This window comes from Coprobacter secundus subsp. similis, assembly GCF_015097275.1.
Lineage (GTDB): Bacteria > Bacteroidota > Bacteroidia > Bacteroidales > Coprobacteraceae > Coprobacter > Coprobacter secundus.
Window position 1 is genome coordinate 2,687,549 of record NZ_AP023322.1, and the last position, 22,345, is coordinate 2,709,893.

Annotated in this window: 15 protein-coding genes; 10 read left to right on the plus strand and 5 right to left on the minus strand. The window is 37.0% G+C overall.

Going from position 1 to position 22,345, the window contains the following annotated elements; all coding sequences use genetic code 11:
- Positions 1 to 41: 41 nt before the first annotated feature.
- The 5 genes from Cop2CBH44_RS10840 (at position 42) to Cop2CBH44_RS10860 (ending at position 9,442) form a co-directional block, all read left to right on the plus strand.
- On the plus strand, positions 42 to 3,092 hold the full coding sequence (locus Cop2CBH44_RS10840; protein ID WP_021929810.1) for a SusC/RagA family TonB-linked outer membrane protein: 3,051 nt from the start codon (positions 42 to 44) through the stop codon (positions 3,090 to 3,092).
- A 14-nt stretch (positions 3,093 to 3,106) separates the two neighbouring features.
- Positions 3,107 to 4,651, plus strand: a complete 1,545-nt coding sequence (locus tag Cop2CBH44_RS10845; RefSeq protein ID WP_021929809.1) for a RagB/SusD family nutrient uptake outer membrane protein — start codon at positions 3,107 to 3,109, stop codon at positions 4,649 to 4,651.
- Positions 4,652 to 4,786: 135 nt separating this feature from the next.
- The gene (locus Cop2CBH44_RS10850; protein WP_200754801.1) at positions 4,787 to 7,972 is read left to right on the plus strand and encodes a polysaccharide lyase family 8 super-sandwich domain-containing protein; all 3,186 of its coding nucleotides are present in this window, start codon (positions 4,787 to 4,789) and stop codon (positions 7,970 to 7,972) included.
- Between the two features lie 90 nt (positions 7,973 to 8,062).
- Complete coding sequence (locus tag Cop2CBH44_RS10855) at positions 8,063 to 8,971, plus strand: alkaline phosphatase family protein (RefSeq protein WP_200754802.1); 909 nt, start codon at positions 8,063 to 8,065, stop codon at positions 8,969 to 8,971.
- 75 nt (positions 8,972 to 9,046) lie between these two features.
- Complete coding sequence (locus tag Cop2CBH44_RS10860; protein ID WP_021929806.1) at positions 9,047 to 9,442, plus strand: HIT family protein; 396 nt, start codon at positions 9,047 to 9,049, stop codon at positions 9,440 to 9,442.
- Positions 9,443 to 9,578: 136 nt separating this feature from the next.
- Here the strand turns inward: Cop2CBH44_RS10860 and Cop2CBH44_RS10865 are convergent, their stop codons facing one another.
- The 5 genes from Cop2CBH44_RS10865 to aroQ form a co-directional block, all read right to left on the minus strand.
- The gene (locus tag Cop2CBH44_RS10865) at positions 9,579 to 10,799 is read right to left on the minus strand and encodes an FtsX-like permease family protein (RefSeq protein ID WP_021929805.1); all 1,221 of its coding nucleotides are present in this window, start codon (positions 10,797 to 10,799) and stop codon (positions 9,579 to 9,581) included.
- Positions 10,800 to 10,823: 24 nt separating this feature from the next.
- Positions 10,824 to 11,159 (minus strand): 30S ribosome-binding factor RbfA, encoded by a 336-nt coding sequence (rbfA, locus tag Cop2CBH44_RS10870; protein WP_021929804.1) that lies wholly within the window; start codon positions 11,157 to 11,159, stop codon positions 10,824 to 10,826.
- Between the two features lie 138 nt (positions 11,160 to 11,297).
- Entirely contained in the window at positions 11,298 to 11,930 is a 633-nt protein-coding gene (locus tag Cop2CBH44_RS10875) for an O-methyltransferase (protein ID WP_021929803.1), read from the minus strand.
- 1 nt (position 11,931) lies between these two features.
- Complete coding sequence (pyk, locus tag Cop2CBH44_RS10880) at positions 11,932 to 13,398, minus strand: pyruvate kinase (protein ID WP_044226756.1); 1,467 nt, start codon at positions 13,396 to 13,398, stop codon at positions 11,932 to 11,934.
- 26 nt (positions 13,399 to 13,424) lie between these two features.
- Positions 13,425 to 13,847, minus strand: a complete 423-nt coding sequence (aroQ, locus tag Cop2CBH44_RS10885; RefSeq protein ID WP_021929801.1) for a type II 3-dehydroquinate dehydratase — start codon at positions 13,845 to 13,847, stop codon at positions 13,425 to 13,427.
- Between the two features lie 131 nt (positions 13,848 to 13,978).
- On the opposite strand from aroQ, the gene xerD reads away from it, so the two are divergent.
- From xerD to Cop2CBH44_RS10910, 5 genes are all read left to right on the plus strand, one after another.
- Positions 13,979 to 14,884, plus strand: a complete 906-nt coding sequence (xerD, locus tag Cop2CBH44_RS10890) for a site-specific tyrosine recombinase XerD (protein ID WP_021929800.1) — start codon at positions 13,979 to 13,981, stop codon at positions 14,882 to 14,884.
- A 334-nt stretch (positions 14,885 to 15,218) separates the two neighbouring features.
- The gene (locus Cop2CBH44_RS10895; RefSeq protein ID WP_021929799.1) at positions 15,219 to 16,895 is read left to right on the plus strand and encodes a tetratricopeptide repeat protein; all 1,677 of its coding nucleotides are present in this window, start codon (positions 15,219 to 15,221) and stop codon (positions 16,893 to 16,895) included.
- Between the two features lie 143 nt (positions 16,896 to 17,038).
- The gene (locus tag Cop2CBH44_RS10900) at positions 17,039 to 17,821 is read left to right on the plus strand and encodes a class I SAM-dependent methyltransferase (RefSeq protein ID WP_200754803.1); all 783 of its coding nucleotides are present in this window, start codon (positions 17,039 to 17,041) and stop codon (positions 17,819 to 17,821) included.
- A 99-nt stretch (positions 17,822 to 17,920) separates the two neighbouring features.
- Positions 17,921 to 19,339: an adenosylhomocysteinase gene (ahcY, locus tag Cop2CBH44_RS10905; RefSeq protein WP_200754804.1), complete on the plus strand. Its 1,419-nt coding sequence runs from the start codon at positions 17,921 to 17,923 to the stop codon at positions 19,337 to 19,339.
- A gap of 15 nt (positions 19,340 to 19,354) precedes the next feature.
- Positions 19,355 to 21,811 carry a hypothetical protein gene (locus Cop2CBH44_RS10910; protein ID WP_420838957.1) on the plus strand — a complete coding sequence of 819 codons (2,457 nt, stop codon included), beginning with the start codon at positions 19,355 to 19,357 and terminating at the stop codon, positions 21,809 to 21,811.
- The last annotated feature ends 534 nt before the right edge of the window (positions 21,812 to 22,345 follow it).

Consider the following 22,345-nt stretch of genomic DNA (forward strand, 5'->3'; position numbering starts at 1 on the left):
TGCCCTTTTATTATTTTTATAAATATCTTAAAATATAAATTATGAAAAATACTTTTTTGTGGATTCACCGGTTGCTTAGCCTGTTTATCATTATTTGTTTCTGTACGTTACCAATATATGCACAGAATCAACAAATAACAGGTAGAGTCTTGGATAAAGGGAATGAGCCCATCATCGGAGCATCCGTTTTAGTAAAAGGAACAACAAATGGAACAATTACCGATTTAGATGGAAATTTCAGACTAAGCAATGTGGCCAAAGACGCAACCATCCAAATTTCTTATATTGGCTATAAAACACAGGAATTTAAATTGGACGGAAAAACACATTTTCCCATTATCTTGGATGAAGATACTCAAACATTGGATGAAGTTGTAGTAGTAGGTTATGGAGTACAGCGTAAGTCTGACTTAACTGGTGCCGTTGCTTCCGTAAAGGCTGCAGATGCATTGAAAGGAACCCCTGTATCTGATATCACCAATGCCCTACAAGGTCGTCTTGCCGGTGTAAGTATTATGTCCTCTTCCGGTCAACCCGGCTCCAGTGCAACCATCCGCGTTCGTGGTTCCAACTCATTAGCCTCGGAAAGTGGTCCGCTAATCGTTATCGACGGTTTGATGGGCGGTTCCCTTTCATCTTTAAATCCTTCAGACATAGCTTCTGTCGAAGTCCTGAAAGACGCTTCCGCCACAGCTATTTATGGATCAAAAGGTTCCGCTGGTGTTATTTTGATTACTACTAAAAATCCGGAAAGCGGAAAAGTCAATGTAGAATATAATGGCTATATCAATTTCAAAACTCCATATGAGCTACCGGAAATGATGTCTGCCGGTCAGTTTGCCGAGTTAGCAAATGATTATGTTAATGAAATTAACGCATCGACAGGTTCTTCCATGTCCGAATTTTATACACCGGAACAAATCCAGGAATTCTATCAAAATGGCGGATATGACTATATAGATAAAGTTTTCCGAAATATGTCTATAGAACATACTCACGAACTTTCAATTTCTGGAGGAAGTGAGAAAACGAAATTTCTATTTTCAGGGAGCTATAATGACAATCAGGGAATTGTTAATAATTCTTGGGGAAAACGTTTCAATTACCGGTTGAAAGTAGATACTGATATTCGTAAATGGTTGAAAGTCGGTTTGAATTTCTGGGGTGACTACCAAAAAAGTTCCTCCATTCGTTTTTCTCAATACAACAACCTGCTCATTGGCGCATTAACTTATCCGAATACTTTATCTCCAACAGACGAAAACGGAGACTATCGGACAAATAATTTGATCAGTCCTCAATATAATCCCTCTATCTTTGTGGATACTCCTCAAAATGATGGATATATTTATACATCTCGGTTACAAGGATATGTAGATGTGAAATTGGCCAAAGGACTGAATTTCCGTATGACACAAGGTTTCACATTCTATAATCGAAACACCCAAAACTTGTATGGAACGGGCAGTTATGAGTACTATCAGTCATATGGGCAACAAACATCAGCAGATGCACGTAGTTACCACAATTATAGCTGGATAAACACGAATATTCTGTCTTATATACGGGAATTCAACGAAGATCATCGTATCAATGCAACAGCCGTATTAGAACAACAATATGCAAATAATTATTACTTGAGAGGATTTGGCCGTGACTTGATTTCTGAGAAATTGGGTTATGACGCTCTGGGTATGTCATCACTTCATACAGTCGAATCGGAAAGAGACATTACGACTATGCTTTCTTACTTATTACGTGCCAACTACGTATTCAAGAATCGTTATATGGTAACAGCATCTTGGCGTCGCGACGGTTCTTCCGCTTTGGCAAAAGACAATCGTTGGGAAAATTTCTGGGCTATGGCTTTAGCTTGGGATATCAAGCAAGAAAAATTCATGCAACAAGTTGATTTCATGGATCAGTTCAAACTACGTTTCGGATACGGAGAAAATGGTAACCAAACAATGCCTTCCGGTCAAGATTATCTAGCTTGGACACAAATCACGGCAGAAAAAGATAAAGACGGGAATTTGAGCTTCGTCACAGAACGGTTGGCCAACCGTGATGTAAGATGGGAAAGAACCAGCCAATTTAACTACGGTCTGGATTTAGGCTTTTTCAATAATCGGTTGACTGCATCAATAGATTATTATACAAAAGAAACCAAAGATGTATTGCTATATGTAAATATGCCTATCTATACCGGATTTACTAGTCGATATGCGAATGCCGGTACAGTAACGAACAAAGGTTTTGAAATAACTTTAGGTGCAGATCCCGTAGTAACTAAAAACTTCCGGTGGAATACATCTGTTACATTGTCAAGAAACATAGGTAAAGTAAAAGAATTAGCAGACGGAAACAGTTATGCCGACTTATCCGGTAACTATGAAAACAAATATTTCAGAAACATAGTTGGCGAGAAAATAGCAACAATGTGGGGATATAGAAATGAAGGCGTATGGACTTCGGAAGAAGTAAATGCAGGCTTGGCTCCGGTAGGAACAGAGGCTGGTTCTTATAAATACAAAGATAAAGATAATAATGGGGTAATCGACGAAAATGACCGTGAAATTATCGGAAACGGACAGCCGAGTTTCCAATGGAGCTGGAATAATGCGTTGAGCTATAAAGGTTTCGATTTTAGCTTATTCGTAATTGGAGTGCACGGTTTCGACATTTACAATTATACCCGCGAAGCACGCCTTTCTACAAATGGATCAATTGTATTAAGCCCAACACCGGAATGGGAAAACCGATGGACTCCGGAAAATGATAAAAATACAGGAGTTGCAGGTTTTATTGGCAATAGAAATGCCTTAACTCCCTCTTCTCAATATGTAGAAAATGGAAGTTTTGTAAAAGTCAAAAGTATTACATTAGGTTATACTTTCCCAGAAAAGTGGATGAAGAAAGCCACCATCAACCGATTGAGAGTTTACGTATCTCTGCAAAATCCATTTTTATTCACAGGATACTCCGGTATGGACCCGGAAGTTACTTTACAAAAGTCATTGACTTCCGGTATCGACTGGGGATATTATCCCAATGGTCGTAATTATTTAGTTGGTTTAAATCTCTCATTCTAATCTATATGAAAATAATGAAGAAACAAATATTAATTGCATCCTGCTCAGTAAGCATGTTGCTATGCGGATGTGTAGACCTAATGCAGGAACCCAGAAGTTTCCTAACTCCGGAAACCATGGTTTATGACCAAAAGACAATCGAAATTATGGCCAATGGTTTATATAACGATTTATGGTTCGAGAACTATGCTTATAATTGCCGCTCACAAATATTAGGAGTAGGAGCCGATGATATAGTAACCGGAACTATGACAAAACGTTATACATTTGTTGACCAGCTAAATGTTACTAACGCACAGCATGATGCCGATGTAGAATTAATGTGGCAAAACATGTATGCTGTAATCCGTTCGGCTAATTCGATGTTGAGAGACGTGGTCAAGTCTGAAGATGTCTCCGATGAAGTAAAAAATCCATACTTGGGTGAAGCTCATTTTATGCGAGCTTTCGCTTATTTCAATTTAGTACGCTACTTTGGTCCGGTACCGGCAATCTTAGATCCAGATTGTAACGAAGATATGTATGGCAATGCTTCAGGTTCAATCATACGAGCAAGTGTAGCAGATATTTATGATAAAATTATTGTTCCCGATTTGATTGCTGCCGAAACAATGCTCCCTGAAAGGGCTCGTACCAACGATAATTCACGTGCCAGCCGGGCAGCTGCAAAAGCTTGCTTGACAGATGTATATCTGACTATGGCGGGTTGGCCTCTAAAACGTGGACACGATTATTATGTTTTGGCTCGGGATAAAGCCAAAGAAGTAATTGACCATACAGATACAAAAACTTATACATTAGTACAACCCTACGAAAATTTATGGAAAGAGGCAAACAAATCTGATGATACAGAACACATCTTTGCCTTGAATCATGATTCGAATAATGGAACGGCAAGTAACTATGGCCGTTCATACTACGCTACAGAAGAAAGTTCGTCTGCATGGAGTGACTATTTAGCAGACTCCTGCTTCTATGAACGTTATCCAAACGATACACGAAAAAGCTTCAACTTCATTGCAAATTTTAAAGTCGAAGGTACACCTCGTCCTTTAAATTATAAACGGACTTCTATGCGTTCACCGGCAATTAATAAATACAGAGACTATACTCCGCTGGATGCAAATGGGAAAGTGATTATGACTGCTCAGACAAACGGCATTACGCCCATTTACCGATATGCCGATATATTGTTGATGTATGCCGAAGCCCAAAATAAAGCAGACGGCAGTCCCAACGCATTAGCCTATCAATGTCTGAATGACATTCGTAAGCGTGCTGCAAATGGCGGAACTTATACAGAAGCAGCCAATTTATCTCCGGAAGATTTTGACAAAGCAGTTTTCGATGAACGTGGATGGGAATTTTTTGCTGAATTCAAGCGCTGGTTCCATCTGGTACGTACTGAAAAAGTATTAGAAGCCAACATGTACAACCCTCGCGTGAAAGCAGCTATCGAAAAAAACGGTATTGCAGCTAAAAGCAAAGAGGCATACTACTGGATGCCACTTCCTATACAAGAAGTCCAATCGTGTGGTTTTGAACAAAATCCCCGCTAACTACTTTTAATACAAACTCAGTAAAAGGGTATTCCGGAAGTTGTGCAATCTGTTTTAGTAAATGACAATCCGTTTTGTAAGCAGTAACTCACTACCTCAGGTATACCCTTTTTAATTCTATTAAAGAAAAAGCATATGAAAAAATTAGTATTGACAGGAATGTTATTGTTAGGAGGATGGATAACAGCCTCTTCACAACACTCCTTTACATTTGAAGATGAGGTCGTTCCCTCCCAATGGGTAGCAGAACAAGGTACACTCTCTCTAAGTACCGAACATATGACAGAAGGTACACAATCTCTATGTTGGGAAGTCCCTGCAGGACAAAAAGCGTCAATGCTTATCAACTTTACATCCTTCAGAACGTCAGTAAGCTATGCTTCCATATTTGACATTTACAGTCTACAAGCTACAGAATCTCCTCTAACTGTGGAATTTTTAAACGGAAACAAAGAAGTACAACATACAGCTAACGTTACTATCAATTTTAAAGGATGGAGAGAATTTAATAGAGCTTACGGATACGATTTTAAATCAAAGGTAGCAAAAACTCTTGCTTACGTCCGTTTCACATTGGATAATACAACACAGCTTTCCCCACAAAAACTCTTTTTCGATGACGTAAACTTCAAAGGCTCGACCGACAACAGCCGTCAAGCCATGGACTTAATGGCAAAAGATGTAGAATATATACAAAATGGCCACAAAGACCTGCTACAGACTTATGCTTTTGAGCCGGATATCGAACTGACAACTCCGACGCAAGAAGAACTGAATGATATTGCTTCTATTAAAGGAAAATATCCTTACACACCTACACCAGCCGAGACTCCACGAGTTTTAAGAGATGTAAGAAATTATGTTGGAACACTTAATATCGTTAGAAACACTGACGGCTCAGTCAAAGGAAATCCGATTATCACGAGTTCTACAGATTTAACAACGACTAAACAACGTGATTTATTGATTCAACTAAATGCCCTAGCTGCTTCTTCGACAGATGGAGACTCTGAATTATTCCGCGACTTTCTGGACTTAGTCATAGACCAAGGTATAATGTACCAATACCCTCAATTACCTTCAAATAATTATAGCGTAGTTCGTGAATATCCTCAATTACTGTTAAATCTCCTTCCCAAATCTACAGAAGAACAGCAGACTGAGATATTAAAAATGGTTCGCTGGATATCTGAAGCCGGATGGGCTTATGCCGACACAGATTATCTATCTACAGAATTCAGCTCGGATATCATGTACAATTATTTATCTCATTTCTTATCATACGCAGCCTACCAACCAGATACAAAAATTGCTGTTCGTGAACTAAAAGCAATGTCTCGGTTTATGGAGCGGATAGTAGCACCTGTATCCGGAGGATATGACACGGTAAAACCGGATGGTGTAGGATTCCATCATGGTACACATTATAATAACTATATGTATGCATATAACGGATGGACCGATGCCGTCTACAATTTGAAAGGTACAGCATTCCGTATATCAGAAACAGCATACAATTATATGAAAAAAGCTGTTTTGGCTTGTTATATAATGAGTAATCGTTCCAATACTGGCTCCAATTATTATGCAAATAGTTTGAGTGGACGTCATCCATTAGATGGAGGCCATGTGAATCAATTCTCTAAAGCTTATTTAGAAAAGTTCATTGAAATCGGGACAGACATTTTCGGGACAGAAGATACAGAATTGACTTCAGCATACAACTACTTCTTACTGAGCAATAAATACAATGCACCTGAAGCTGATTATACAGGTTTTTACCAGTTCAATTATAGTCCAATCGGAGTTTATCGAGGTAGCGATTGGGTTGTAACCATGCGTGCCCCAACAACAAGGATGTGGGGAGCTGAGATTTATAGTGGTACCAGTCGATTTAGCCGTTATCAATCACACGGAACAATGGAAGTTGTTTATAGTGGTGCATTGACAAACTCCGGATTACCTCTCTCTCCTACTGGTTACGATTGGAATGTTGCCCCTGGAGGAACAACCGTACATTATACTTCATGGAGAGAAATGATGCCTAAACAAAATACGACCCAACGGTTTGACCAATTTACAGCCACTAAAGATTTTGCAGGAGCATTAGCATGGGGGAACTATGGTATGTTTGCCTGTGATTTCGACCAAGTAGACACCTGGGGAGGACAATGCTTCACTCCTACTAACTTGGTATTCAAAAAATCGGTATATGCCTTTGACGGCATGTTGATTAGCCTGGGTTCCAACATTAGTTCTTCCGGGTCATATGGAGACGACCGTATCACGGCAACTAATCTTTTCCAAGAAGTTGGCTCTGACATGGGCAATTTGAATATAAACGGTACAATGATGAGCTCAGGTGATACTGATAAAGAACTTCCGTCCGAAACAGATACTTGGATAGTAACTCCTAAAGGCACAGGATATTTTATTCCTAAAGGAAATGATAATATTGTTGTAAAATATGGAGAACAAGAAGGTCCGAATGAGGATGGTTCCGATGTAGATTCTCCGGCAACGGCAATTGCGACGAAAGCATACATCAACCATGGAGTGAAACCTACAGATAAGAACTATACATTCGTAATGGTTCCTCAAACGACAGCAGAAAAAATGCAAAACCTGGCTTCAGAACTGGCAAATGATGGGGGAGAACGTTATACAATCTTATCCCAAACAGATAAATTCCATGCATTGACTTACAAACCCGCCGGAATCACAGCCTATGCTTTCTTCGAAGCAGTAGACGACACAAAACTAAGTGTAGTGAAAGCTGTAGGGTCTGAGATGTTATTGATGCAACGTCCTCAATCTGATGGTTCTCTCCACCTGGCTGTATGTAATCCCAATTTACGCCCTCAATCCAAAAGTACGGCTCTTGGAGACTGGTTGCCTGGTACTACCGAAACAAGTATTACATTAGAAGGAGAATGGTATACAGATATGGAAGCAGAAGGTTTTAAAATCAATGCTCCAGAAAACGGACAGACTGTAATCGAACTGACATTGAATCACGGATTACCCATTTATATACAAGTCGGGCCAGAAGGATACACCTCTTCCATCGACTCTGAAGAAATCAAAGGAGATTGGTTAAGAGCATTTCGATCAGGAGAAGAAATGGTCGTAGAACTGACAAAACCGAGTTCAAATGCTACATTCGTCGAACTTTATTCCATTGACGGAACAAAAACCAAAAGCGAAATTCTGAACCCAGGAATACAAAAAGGGAGTATAAAGTTGCAGCAAGGTAATGCCGTACAAATATTACGCGTTCGCAATGGAGATAAAGTAAAGGTTCTCAAATGTATTCACTAACCATACAAAATAGAAATAAAGATAAGGTTTGATTCATTATCATTATCTTTATTTCTATTTTGAATAATATATCAAAAACTATAATATCATATGAAAAATCGAATCATCACTATTCTTTTATTATTTTGCTGTTTATTAGTAACAACTCCAATTTCTGCAAAAAAATGGCGTGCTAAGCATACTGTGTTGATTGCATTGGATGGTTGGGGAGCATACAGCGTATCAAAAGGAAACATCCCTCATATAAAAAACTTAATGGAGCAAGGTTCTTATACTTTGCATAAACGCTGTGTTTTTCCTTCCGCCAGTGCTATCAACTGGGCATCCATGTTTATGGGTGTAGGAACAGAGCTTCACGGATACACTAAATGGGGTTCTAAAACGCCTGAAATTCCATCTCGCGTTGTAAACGAACACAATATATCTCCTACCATTTTTTCCATTATGCGTAAACAGTATCCAGATGCAGAAATTGGTGTATTACACGAATGGGAAGGAATAAAATATTTAGTGGATACTTTGGCATTAAGCCATCGCGGCCAAGCACCCTCTTATGATGATTATCCAGAAGCCCTATGCGAAATGGCAGAAACGTATATCAAAGACAAAAAACCAGCATTAGTAGCTGTATGTTTCGACCAATTAGACCATGTTGGACACAAATCCGGTCATGATACCCAAGAATACTATAATTGTCTCCATACTTTGGACGGATATATCGGTCGTATTATTCAAGCAATCAAAGATGCTGGAATCTGGGACGACACGATTATCATGTTAACGGCAGACCATGGAGGTATCAACAAAGGCCATGGAGGTATTACACTGGAAGAAGTAGAAATACCGTTTATCATTGCAGGAAAAAATATCAAACAAAGTGGAGAATTTCAGGAAAGCATGATGCAATTCGACACAGCAGCAACCATTGCTTATGTATTCCGTTTAGAACAGCCTCAAGTTTGGACAGGTCGTCCAATGAAGCAAGTTTTCAAGAAATAAGTTACCTATTTCATTTTTCCATATTTCACTTTTTTGTAGTACCTTTGGTTATAATAAACATAAAAATTTATCGACATGCCAACTATTTTTAGTCGTATTGTAGCCGGAGAAATTCCTTGCTATAAAGTGGCCGAAAACGACCGTTTTTTTGCTTTTTTGGATATCAATCCAATAACCCAAGGTCATACATTAGTTATACCTAAAAAAGAAGGGGATTATATTTTTGCCATGGATGACAAAGAATTAAGCGACTTCTCCTTATTTGCCAAAAAAGTAGCAAAGGCTATAGAAAAAGCCATACCTTGCAAACGTGTAGGAATGGCTGTTATCGGATTAGAAGTGCCACATACACATATTCACTTAATTCCTATTAATAAGGAATCCGATATGTTCTTTACTAATCCAAAACTTAAATTATCTCCTGAAGAAATGAACGACATTGCTGTTCGTATATCTTCGAAATTTGAATAATAATTTCTTATAAAAATAGCCGGAGTTTATTCCGGCTATTTTTATCTTCTGTATAAAGTATTGAAACATAAAAATTGGGATGAAGAAAACTATTTTTCAATCCTATTCCCAACAATAAAGACTGGTATCTTAGGCTTTAAAGCAATTTAGAACGCATATATCTAACAGGGTACCACGCTGATAAAAATCCCAAAAGAGAAACAATACCCATTACAGCAATGACATCAACCCACATCAATTCCACAGGATAAGCGTCTACTACAAATGCTCCAGTCCCCTCTCCCAATCGTAATAACCCGAAATGCTGCTGTAATAAACATAAAGTAATACCTAATACAAGGCCAATAACTGCACCTATCGCTGAAATCAAACAACCTTCGGTAAGGAATATCTTGGATATAAGTCTATCATCTGCACCCATACTTTGTAAGGTAAGGATATTTTCTTTCTTATCGATAATCAACATTGACAATGAGCCTATGACATTAAATGTAGCAATCATTAAAATAAAAGCCAATATCAAAAAAGTCATCCATTTCTCAATCTGCATCATTCGAAAAGAATCTTCTTGCTGCATCATACGGTCTTTTACTGTATAGCTATCTCCTAAAACTTCTTTCAAATGAGATATCATTCCTGATATATCCGCCCCCGGTTTCAATTTTATTTCTATTGCTGAGACCTCGGTTGTATAATCCAAAATTTTCCGAGCAAAATCAAGAGGGACAATAACCATCTGGTCATCATACTCCTGCTGATTGACACTGAAAACCGCTGCAACAAAAAGATTTCCCTCATTAAACGACGCTGCAGGGTTGACCATATTGACTCGAACATTTCGCTTAGGAGTATAAAATTGTAATGGATGTACAAAGCGAGCTCCTGCTTCCAACTGATTAGCTATACCAACTCCTATCGTAGCATAACCTACAATAGAATCACGAAGCATAAAATTTCCATCCAATAGAATCTTGTCTATTTCTGTCAATTGTCCGAAATTGTCAGATACCCCTTTCATTAATGCAGGCATTTGTTTATCTCTATACACTAACAGAACATTCTCTTCAAGTACTGGAGACCACACCTCAATATTCTCCCATTTAGAAATATCCGTAAACAGAGTATCTGAAATATCAAACGTTTTTCCCTTTATCGGTTCAATTTTTATATCCGGGTCAAGAGTCGAATATAAAGATGCTATCAATTCCTGAAAGCCGTTATATACTGATAAAGTACAAATCAAAGCCATTGTAGTGAGAGCAACACCACAAACCGATACCATAGAAATAATATTAATTGCACTATGTGATTTTTTAGAAAAGAGATAACGCCATGCAATTGTAGATGATAGCCCCATTTTTCTACTGGTTTCTTGTTTTCTCTACTTTTTCAACAACATATCAATATTTTCGATATAGTCAAGAGAATCATCCAAAAAGAAAGACAACTCTGGAGTTTTACGTAACTGGAACCTTATCCTCTGAGCCAATTCATATCGTATATTTCTGGCATTCAATCGTATAGAATCTAATATTTCCTGTGCTTTTTCTGAAGGGAATATACTCAGATACACTTTTGCCACACTTAAATCCGGGCTCACACGAACTACACTAACCGATATCAATACACCATGAGTCTTCCGGGTTTCATTTAAGAATATATCACTTAAATCTTTCTGTAATAAGCGACTTATTTTACTTTGTCTGGTCGTTTCCATAATAACAATTTTAAATTTTTCAAGATTTGATATTCCATTAAAAACAGGAACAAAAACCTATCTATAAAAAAAGGGTATAAATTTCACGAAGTTCAATATACGAACTTTCTATGAATTTACCCTATTTTTTATCTTATTTTATTTTTTCCAAATCAGAGTTAACCCATCTCGTAAAGGCAGAATAACTTTTTCGACCCTATTGTCTGCAGCAATCATTTCATTAAAACGAAGTATACCGACTGTCTGTGCATCTCTCGACTGAGGTTCGGTAACAACCTTACCGTCCCATAAAGTATTGTCGGCCAAAATAAAACCTCCCGAACGTACCTTATCAAATACCAAATCATAATATTCGACATAATGCCGCTTATCTGCATCAATAAAAACCAGGTCGAACACACGATCAATACTCGGGACAATATGCATGGCATCGCCTATATAGAAACGAATACGCTCCTTATATTCTGACTGTTCAAAATAAGAACGTGTGAAGTCCTCTATTTCATCATCTATCTCAATCGTATGAATTTCCCCATCAGGAACAATCCCTTCTGCCATACACAAAGCTGAATATCCTGTAAAAGTACCTAACTCAAGAACATACCTCGGCTTTATCATCCGACAGAGCATCTTAAGTATACGCCCCTGCAAATGTCCCGACAACATACGAGGTCTTAATAATTTTACATGGGTTTCCCGATTGAGCCGGCTCAATAACTCCCCTTCTTCGTCACTATGCCTGAGAATATAGTCCTCAATACGATCATCCATATCAACGATCCGATTCCTCTAAATTAGGCAATACATAGTGATGATAATCATCTAACACTCGGTCCACCTGATTTATTTCAAGGAATGTAGAACCTCCGCCTTCTCCGAAAGCTCCTCCTACATAAGCAATTAAATCATCTCGCGTAAGCCATCCCCGCCCAATCAACAAATTCAGCCCATTATAAAGATATTCACGCGATGTTTTAGTCTCAGCCTGATACATTGGGAAAACACCATAGGAGAGTGCCAACTCTCTCATTGTCCGTTCCTTATAACATACGGCCAAAACTGGATATTTGCCTCTATATGCTGCGACATAACGAGCCGTGCGTCCGGTATAACTATCTGTAATGATAGCTTTAGTTCCTAACTTCACTGAAGATTTTACTGCTTGTTTTGCCAAAAATGAAGTAACATCCATCGCTGATTCAGGTGTAACTACACGAATATCATTATCGGAAAGTTTTGTTTTCTCCGCTTCCTCTGCAACTTTCGACATAGTAGCAATAGCCTCTACAGGATATTTTCCATAAGCCGTTTCCCCACTGAGCATTAAAGCATCGGTACGATAATATATCGCATTAGCGATATCTGTAACCTCTGCCCGAGTCGGTCGAGGATTTTTTATCATAGAATGCAACATCTGAGTCGCCACAATAACCGGTTTTTTAGCCTGAACGCATTTCTTTATCAAAATACGCTGTATACCCGGTATCTTTTCTTGCGGAACTTCAATGCCCAAATCTCCACGAGCAATCATTACTCCATAAGCGACCTCAAGAATCTCATCAATATTATCAACACCTTCTTGATTCTCTATCTTCGCAATAATTTTTATTTCACTGTTATGGGCATCCAATATTTCTTGTATATCAAGAACATCTTGCTTATTACGTACAAAAGAATGTGCAATAAAATCAATATTGTGTTCTATAGCGAAAAGAATATTTCGTTTATCCTTTTCCGTCAAGGATGGTAAATTGATTCGTACACCCGGTACATTAACACTCTTTCTTGACCCCAGCTCCCCTTCATTTTGTGCTTCACACAATAAGTAATCAGGATGCTTTTCCAAGACAGCAAACTCAATTTCTCCATCATCGATAAGAATACGGCTTTGCGTCGTCAAATCCTGGACAAAATTGGGATATGAAATACCTATACATTCTTTAGTAGTAGGAATATTCGGATCCCCAACCATTTTTACCCGATCCCCAGTCACAAAATTCACTCTCCCATCATCCTCTATTGTAGTCGTGCGCATCTCAGGGCCTTTAGTATCCATCAGAATAGCTATCGTATTTGACACGGCTCTTACATTTGTAATGATTTTATTGAACCCGTCAGCATTTAAATGCGCAGAATTCATACGTACTACATTCATTCCATTATCGAACAATGCTTTGACGAATTCTACATCGCACCTCAAATCCGAAACTGTAGCAACAATTTTAGTGTGTTTAGACATATACTTATTTATTATGTTACTTTCTATTATAATTTATTTACCAAAGCTTCAACAGCCAAACGATATGAGTCAAGGCCAAAACCTATTACCGAACCTTTACAAGCTGCCGCAATCATTGATACATGACGATACGATTCCCGATTATGAATATTAGAAATATGTACTTCGACAACCGGAGCAGGAATTGCACGTATAGCATCGGACAAGGCAATTGATGTATGCGTATAAGCTCCTGCATTCAAAATAATACCATCTATGTCAAAACCATATTTATGTATTTGATCTATAAGCTCACCTTCAATATTCGACTGGAAATAATGAATAATATGATCCGGATAATGCTTTCTTAACAATTCAAGATAATCTTCAAACGAACTCTCCCCATAAACGCTCTTTTCTCGTTTTCCCAATAAGTTTAGGTTAGGGCCATTAATAATTAAAATATTCATAATTAATCATCCTTATTTATATCTTTGTAATGGCAATTGTTCTGTTTGAGCACTTTCAACAGCCCAATATCCGATTATACAAAGATGATGCAAAAGTAGATAAAAAAATTGAATATATAATCAGCTATACTATGATACTTAACGAAGAAGGAATAATAAAAAAATATACTTCTTATCTGAAAATAGAAAAAGGGTTATCTGCAAATACTGTTCACGCTTATCTCGACGATTTGAAAAAGCTGATTTCCTATATAGATAGCTGTGACATAAAAATAGAAATATTTGAATCTATAGATTTGCACAAATTCATCCACAAATTGCAACAAGATAAAGTTCAGCCTCGCACCCAAGCCCGTATCATATCGGGAATCAAATCTTTTTACGAATTTCTTTTACTTGAAAATTATATAACACATAACCCGACAGAATTAATTGAAGGTCCTAAAACCGGATTAAAATTGCCCGAAGTCCTCACCGTTAAAGAAATTGATTTACTATCATCATCTTTCGATTTATCTCAACCCGAAGGACAACGCAATAAAGCTATTATTGAAGTAATGTACGGATCGGGGCTTCGAGTATCTGAATTGATAAATTTAAAACTCTCACAAATATATCCCAAAGAAGAATTCATTATTATTGAAGGTAAAGGAGACAAACAACGCTTGGTCCCAATTTCCCAAACCGCTCTCCACGAAATAAACTTATATTTGCAAGACCGAAACAAGCTTGATGTAAAAAAAGGAGATGAAGACATTCTTTTCCTAAACCGTCGAGGTGGCCGACTCACCCGTGTAATGATTTTTTATATTATACGCAACCAATGCAAAAAATGTGGTATTTCTAAAAAAATAAGTCCTCATACTTTACGACATTCATTCGCAACACACTTATTGGAAGGTGGAGCCAATTTAAGAGCAATACAACAAATGTTAGGACATGAAAGTATTACTACCACCGAAATATATACCCACATGGATAACGAATTTTTACGAAGTGAAATTCTCACACATCATCCCAGAAATATCCACAAATAAATTTATAATAATAAAAACCCAAATTGAAAGATTATAAAAAATTTGCTGATAGGTTTTATTCAAAAAGCAACATTTATTTACAAAAATATATATATAATATCCATATCAAGGGGATTTTCTCTTTCATTTTTGTTTTTTTAAACTATTCGATGATTTAATTTTAAGACAATATATCAAAGCCTATTATACTTTTAACTATATTTGTAACGGTATTTTTTATGTATTGTTGTAAACAAATGATAATATATTTTATAGACAATAAAAACAGAAATATAGAGAACTTACTATTTTTGCAATTATAAAAGTATAAGTGTAACCAAATAAACAATTAGTTATGAACAAAAAACTTTATTTACCCTTATTGTTAGCTGTATTGGTAGCCTTTGTAGGGTGTAAAAAAATGGGAGGACTTAAAGCCGAGTACTTTACTGTAACCCCGAATCCACTTGAAGTTGTTGGTGGAGAAGTTCCAGCGACTATTACCGGCCAGTTCCCGGAAAAGTATTTTAACAAAAAAGCAACTGTAGTCGTTACTCCATATTTGGTATATGAAGGTGGAGAAACTGCAGGAACTCCGTACACCTATCAAGGTGAAAAAGTTGTTGGAAATGACCAAACTATTTCTTACAAATTGGGTGGAAATATTACAATGAAAACTTCATTTAAATATATTCCCGCTATGAGAAAATCAGATTTATATCTGGCATTTAAAGTTTCTCAAGGCAAAAAATCATATGACTTGCCTCGCGTTAAAGTTGCAGAAGGTGTTCTTTCCACAGCAGAAATATGTGACCCGAATTCCTTGACTCCAGCTCTCGCTGCAGATAAGTTCCAACGTATCATTAAAGAAAATTATCAAGCTGACATTTTATTCTTGATACAACAAGCTAACCTTCGTTCTGAAGAGCTGAAAAAAGCAGAAGTTCAAGACTTTCAGTCAAACTTGAAAGATGCAGCTGCCGCTCCTAATAAAAAAATCACAAACGTAAATATTTCGTCTTATGCTTCTCCTGATGGAGGTGTAAAATTAAATACTACTTTGGCTGAAAATCGTGAAAATGCGACAGTAAAATACATGAAAGGTCAAATGAAGAATAACAATGTAGAAGCTGACATGACAGCTGAATTTACTGCTCAAGATTGGGAAGGTTTCCAAGAATTAGTATCTAAATCCAACATTCAGGATAAAGACCTTATTCTTCGTGTATTATCTATGTACAAAGATCCAGAACAAAGAGAACAAGAAATCAAAAATATGTCTTCTACATTCCAGATCTTGGCTGAAGAAATCTTACCCAAACTTCGTTATTCCAGAATCTCTGCAGCAATCGATGTTATTGGTAAATCTGACGAAGAAATCAGCAAATTGGCTGCTTCAGATCCTAAATCTCTTACTGTAGATGAACTTCTCTATGCTGCTACTTTGACCAAAAATCCGTCAGAAAAAGCCGCAATCTACAAAAAAGCTACAGAAATCTACCCGAACGATTATCGTGGATTCAATAACTTAGGTATGGTCAACTTCGAACAAGGAGATCTTAATGGTGCAGAAAACAATTTCAAGAAAGCTGCAAAAGTAAACCCGAACTCTCCTGAAGTACAAATGAACTTAGGTTTGATCGACCTTACAAAAGATGAACTCAACAGTGCAGAACAAGCATTTGGCAAATCAGCAGGCGTCAATGAATTGAACGATGCTCTCGGTGTTCTCTACATGCAAAAAGGTGATTACACCAAAGCTGTACGCGCATTTGGTGATTCTAAAACCAACAATGCTGCGTTGGCACAAATCTTAACAAAAGATTACAATAAAGCTAAAAATACGTTGTCTGCCGTTAGTGAACCTAATGCAACTACATATTATTTGATGGCTGTTGTCGGAGCTCGTACCAATAATCAAAAAGCTGTTACTGACAACTTGAAAAAAGCTGTTAGCTTAGACAGCAACATGGCACAACAAGCTGCAACTGACCTTGAATTTGCAAAATATGATATTTCTTCTATCAAATAATAATAGAAAATAGACTTACAGAAAAGGGCCCTTCATTGAAGGGCCCTTTTCTATTTACCCCAACAATTTGATACCGATTCCATTGCATAAGCAGTATAAATATTATATCTTTACATCATATATTTTCATTAAAAATCGGCATTATGCAGGAACGCCATTTAAACAGAAAAAAATACTTTGAAGAACTAAGTATAACCAGCCAAAAATATTACATCCCATACTTAACACAACATTTCGAATTAACCCCAGAATGCTCGATTCTCGAAATCGGATGTGGTGATGGAGGTAACCTTCTTCCTTTTGCACAATACGGATGCAAAGTCACTGGAATAGACATCTCAATAAACCGAATAAAACAAGCTCAAGATTTCTTTTTAGAAGCAGGACTTAAGGCTCAATTAATAGCATCTGACATTTTTAAAATAGATGATTTTGGAAAACTGTTCGATATCATCGTTATGCATGACGTCATAGAGCATATCGCCGATAAAGAAAGATTACTAAAACAACTAAAAATCTATGTGAAAGATAATGGTATCATCTTTATCGGATTCCCTGCATGGCAAATGCCTTTTGGGGGGCACCAGCAAACTTGCAGAAACAAAATAATTTCACATCTTCCGTTTATCCATCTTTTGCCCAATCCAATATACAAAACTTTGTTAAAAGCTGGAAACGAAATCCCCGAAAAAGTAGAAGAGCTCCTTGATATAAAGTCTTGTCAGATTACCGTCGAACATTTCAGAAAACTATCTAAAAAAACCGGATACGATATACAAAAAGAAACACTCTACTTTATAAATCCTCATTACGAGGTCAAATTTGGCTTAAAACCCAGAAAGCTATCCCCAATACTTTCACACATACCCTATATCAGGAATTATTTTACAACTTCGGCATTCTTCTTATTGAAGAAACATATCTAATTATAGCTCAACATAGTAACAGATATTCATTTTTATATAGATACCCCAAAATCATCTCACATTTTTTCGTAGATTTGCAAACAAAATATTGATTACGACATGACAGAAGAATTGTTTTCACAACTGCCTTATAAAGTAGCAGATATTACATTAGCCGATTTCGGACGTAAAGAAATAGAATTAGCAGAGAAAGAAATGCCAGGATTAATGGCCCTCAGAGAAAAATATAAAAAAGATAAACCGTTAAAAGGTGCCCGAATCATGGGTTCCCTGCACATGACTATCCAAACTGCAGTATTAATAGAAACTTTAGTCGAGTTAGGAGCAGAAGTACAGTGGGTTAGTTGTAACATATATTCCACACAAGATCATGCAGCAGCGGCAATTGCGGCAACTGGAGTTCGGGTCTTTGCATGGAAAGGAGAAACTCTCGAAGACTATTGGTGGTGTACACTCCAGGCATTACGATTTCCAAACGGAAAAGGGCCGAATCTAATTGTCGATGACGGAGGAGATGCAACTTTAATGTTACATATGGGATATCGGGCAGAAAAGGACTCCTCTACATTAGATTACACACCGGAAACCCAAGATGAAATCGCACTGATAAAAATATTAAAAGCAACTTTAAATGCCGACAACAAATTATGGACTCAAATACTTCCCGAAATAAAAGGTGTCTCTGAAGAAACGACAACTGGAGTACATCGATTATATCAAATGATGGAAGAAGGTAAATTATTGTTCCCGGCTTTTAACGTAAATGATTCTGTAACTAAATCGAAATTTGATAACCACTACGGATGTAGAGAATCTTTAGCAGACGGTATAAAACGAGCTACGGATATTATGATTGCCGGAAAAGTCATCGTTGTATGCGGATACGGTGACGTAGGTAAAGGATGTGCCCAATCAATGCGTTCCTACGGGGCCCGAGTCTTAGTTACAGAAATTGATCCGATTTGTGCATTACAAGCTGCAATGGAAGGATATGAAGTAACAACAGTTGAAGACGCTTTGGCGGAGGGTGATATTTATGTTACCACTACAGGAAATTGCGATATAATACGTATCGAGCATCTATCAAAAATGAAAGATAATGCAATTGTATGCAATATAGGTCATTTTGACAATGAAATTCAAGTAGACAAATTAAAAAATTATCCGGGAATTCAATGCCGAAACATAAAGCCTCAAGTAGATCAGTATTTTTTCCCAGAAGGACACTCAATCATTTTATTGGCAGACGGGCGACTTGTAAACTTAGGTTGTGCTACAGGACACCCCTCTTTTGTTATGAGTAATTCATTTACAAATCAAACTCTTGCACAGATTGAATTATTCAAAAATAGTTATAAAATCGGGGTATACCGTTTACCTAAGATATTGGATGAAGAAGTTGCTCGTCTACACTTAAGTAAACTCGGTGTCAAACTAACAGAACTGAGCGAAAAACAGGCGGCCTATATCGGTGTTCCTAAAAACGGACCATTTAAGCCCGAACATTATCGCTATTAATTTAATAAAAGCTTTATGAATAAACAGTTGATGAAAAAAGCTCTTCCCTACATTGGGTCAGTGCTATTCATGATTTTATTGTCATATATATATTTTACTCCCGATATTTTCGAGAATAAAGTCTTATTTCAGGGAGATATGCAACAAGGCATTGCCATCGGTCAAGAAGGTATTGCATTTAAAGAAAAAACCGGAGAAACAACTCGATGGACTAACTCTATTTTTTCTGGAATGCCTAATTTCCAAATTTCTCCCAGTTATGACAATAATACTTGGATAAACCAGATTACAAACGCCTATCATCTATGGATAAAAACTCCAGCATCATTAGTTTTCATTATGATGTTAGGATTTTTCATTCTATTGATAACTTTACATATTAAATGGCCTCTGGCTCTCATAGGTGCAATTGCTTATGCCTTTTCATCCTATTTTTTTATAATCATAGCAGCCGGTCATATCTGGAAATTCATCACTCTAGCCTATATCCCCCCGACAATAGCTGGTATTTTATTGGCTTATAGAGGGAAATATTTAGCGGGAGCAGCATTAGCAGCATTCTTTGCTATGCTACAAATTGTTTCGAACCACATCCAAATGACCTATTATTTCCTATTTGTAATTGCTGCCATCGTCATCGCTTGCTTTGTAGATGCTTATAAGCAAAAACAGCTTTCTCGTTTTTTCAAAGCAACAGGGACCTTGATAATCGCAGGATTATTAGCCGTAGGAGCCAATCTGCCCAATTTGTATCATACATATGAATACTCTAAAGAAACCATGAGAGGTCAGGCCGGATTGGAACAAAAAAAGCAAAGTGCAGAAGGAGAAAAAGAAGCAAAGTCTGGTCTTTCTACGGAATACATCACACAATGGAGTTATGGTATAGGGGAAACGTGGACATTGCTTATCCCGGATACTAAAGGTGGAGCCTCGGGCTATATAGGAAACAACAAAAAAGCTTTAGAAAACGTTTCACCCAATATGCGTGAATATGTCGCTCAAATGAATCAATATTGGGGTGACCAGCCTGGAACATCAGGTCCAGTCTACGCAGGAGCCCTCATTATGTTTCTTTTCATTTTAGGCTGTTTCATAATTAAAGGGTCATTAAAATGGGCACTATTAGCAGTAACGTTTTTGTCTATCATCCTATCATGGGGGAAAAACTTTCTTCCCGTAACACAGTGGTTTATAGATTATTTTCCGATGTATAACAAATTCCGTACAGTGTCAAGTATTCTTGTCATTGCAGAGTTCTGTATACCATTATTAGCAATACTTGCATTGAAAGAACTAATCACAAAGCCAAAACTATTATTAGAACAGCGGACATATACAATCGTTGCTTTTATTCTGACAGGAGGAATGGCATTATTATTTGCACTGTTCCCATCCCTGTTCTTTAATTTTACAAGCGGATATGAAAAAGACTTTCTTGCAAAAAATATGGAATATGGCGAAATATTTGCCAATATGGAGATTGCCCGAAAAGCAATTTTTGTTTCCGACGCTTGGCGAAGTTTCATTATCATAATCTTGGGTATAGGATTCCTATGGCTTTATTCAATAGGAAAAGTTGGAAAATCGACCTTAATTGTTGCTATAGGTATTATTGTTTTAGGAGACATGTATAACGTCAATAAACGATACCTTAGCACTAAAAACTTCGTCCCTGAGCGGACAATTAAAGAGCCATTCCCAATGACTGCTGCTGACCGCCAAATACTGGCAGACCCCGACCCTCATTACAGGGTATATAATCTGACCTCTGATCCCTTTAACGATGCATCGACTTCTTACCACCATAAATCTATCGGAGGATACCACGCTGCAAAACTAAGAAGATATGATGACCTTATAAAATATCAATTAGTCAATAATAATCAGCATGTAATCAATATGCTGAATGCAAAATACTTTATTGTCCCGGGAGATAATAATGGACAACCGCAAGCCATCCCCAATCATAATGCCATGGGTAATGCATGGTTTGTTTCCAATATAAAATGGGTAAATAATTCCCATGAAGAAATGGATGCATTGACCGAATTTAATGAGAGAACAACGGCAATAGCTGACCAGTCATATAAAAATCTTTTCGGTCAATATATTTCTTCCTATACTCAAGGAGATACCATATTCTTAACCTCATATAAACCGAATGAACTACATTATAAAGCTAAGACTTCAAAAGGTGGCAGTGCTGTGTTCTCTGAAGTTTTTTTCCCTTGGGGTTGGAATATTACTATTGACGGGGAAAAAGCTGAAATGGCAAGGGTCAATTATGTTTTAAGAGGATTAGATATTCCTGCAGGGGAGCATGAAATTATATTCAGATTTGAACCTCAATCAATAACCATTACGACTTACATAGCATATGCATGTATTATAGCCATTTTCATTTTACTTTTGAGTACAGCAATAATACAAATAAAGAAAGGAAAAAATTCTGAAATAAAGACCGAATAAAAGATTTATCTCTCAATTTTTCATAAACGGGTTATCAAGTATATGTTTCAGACTGAATAATCCGTTTATTTTCTCTTTCATCAAACTAATTATATAGGATATTATAGCAAAAATCCGAATATTTTGGTTATATTTGTTTATAATATCTAAAATCAATAAAACATGGATATACATTTAATGACATACTATTAATCCGTTTATTGGGAACTTCTGCATATCGGCACTTTCAGAATTTTCATTTTAATTCTGCCGCCGCTTAACGAAAAGGTTCGTATATTTGCAAGATAAAAGAGACCCTTTTATAATAAGTGTCTTTTTACAAGCAGATATTTGTGCTTCTTATGAAAATTCTGGCTGTATTTTTAACTGGAGAAGCATAAAGAAAGTTCTGCACAACCCTTTTACTAACAGTAAATAAATCATTTGTTCTATTTGGACAAATAAGATTTTTATATAAAAAAGTAAATCGGGGGTGTAGAACTGACTTTATCTCCGGTTGGGTCTTAGCCAGAGCCTTCATAAGATAAAGCTCAG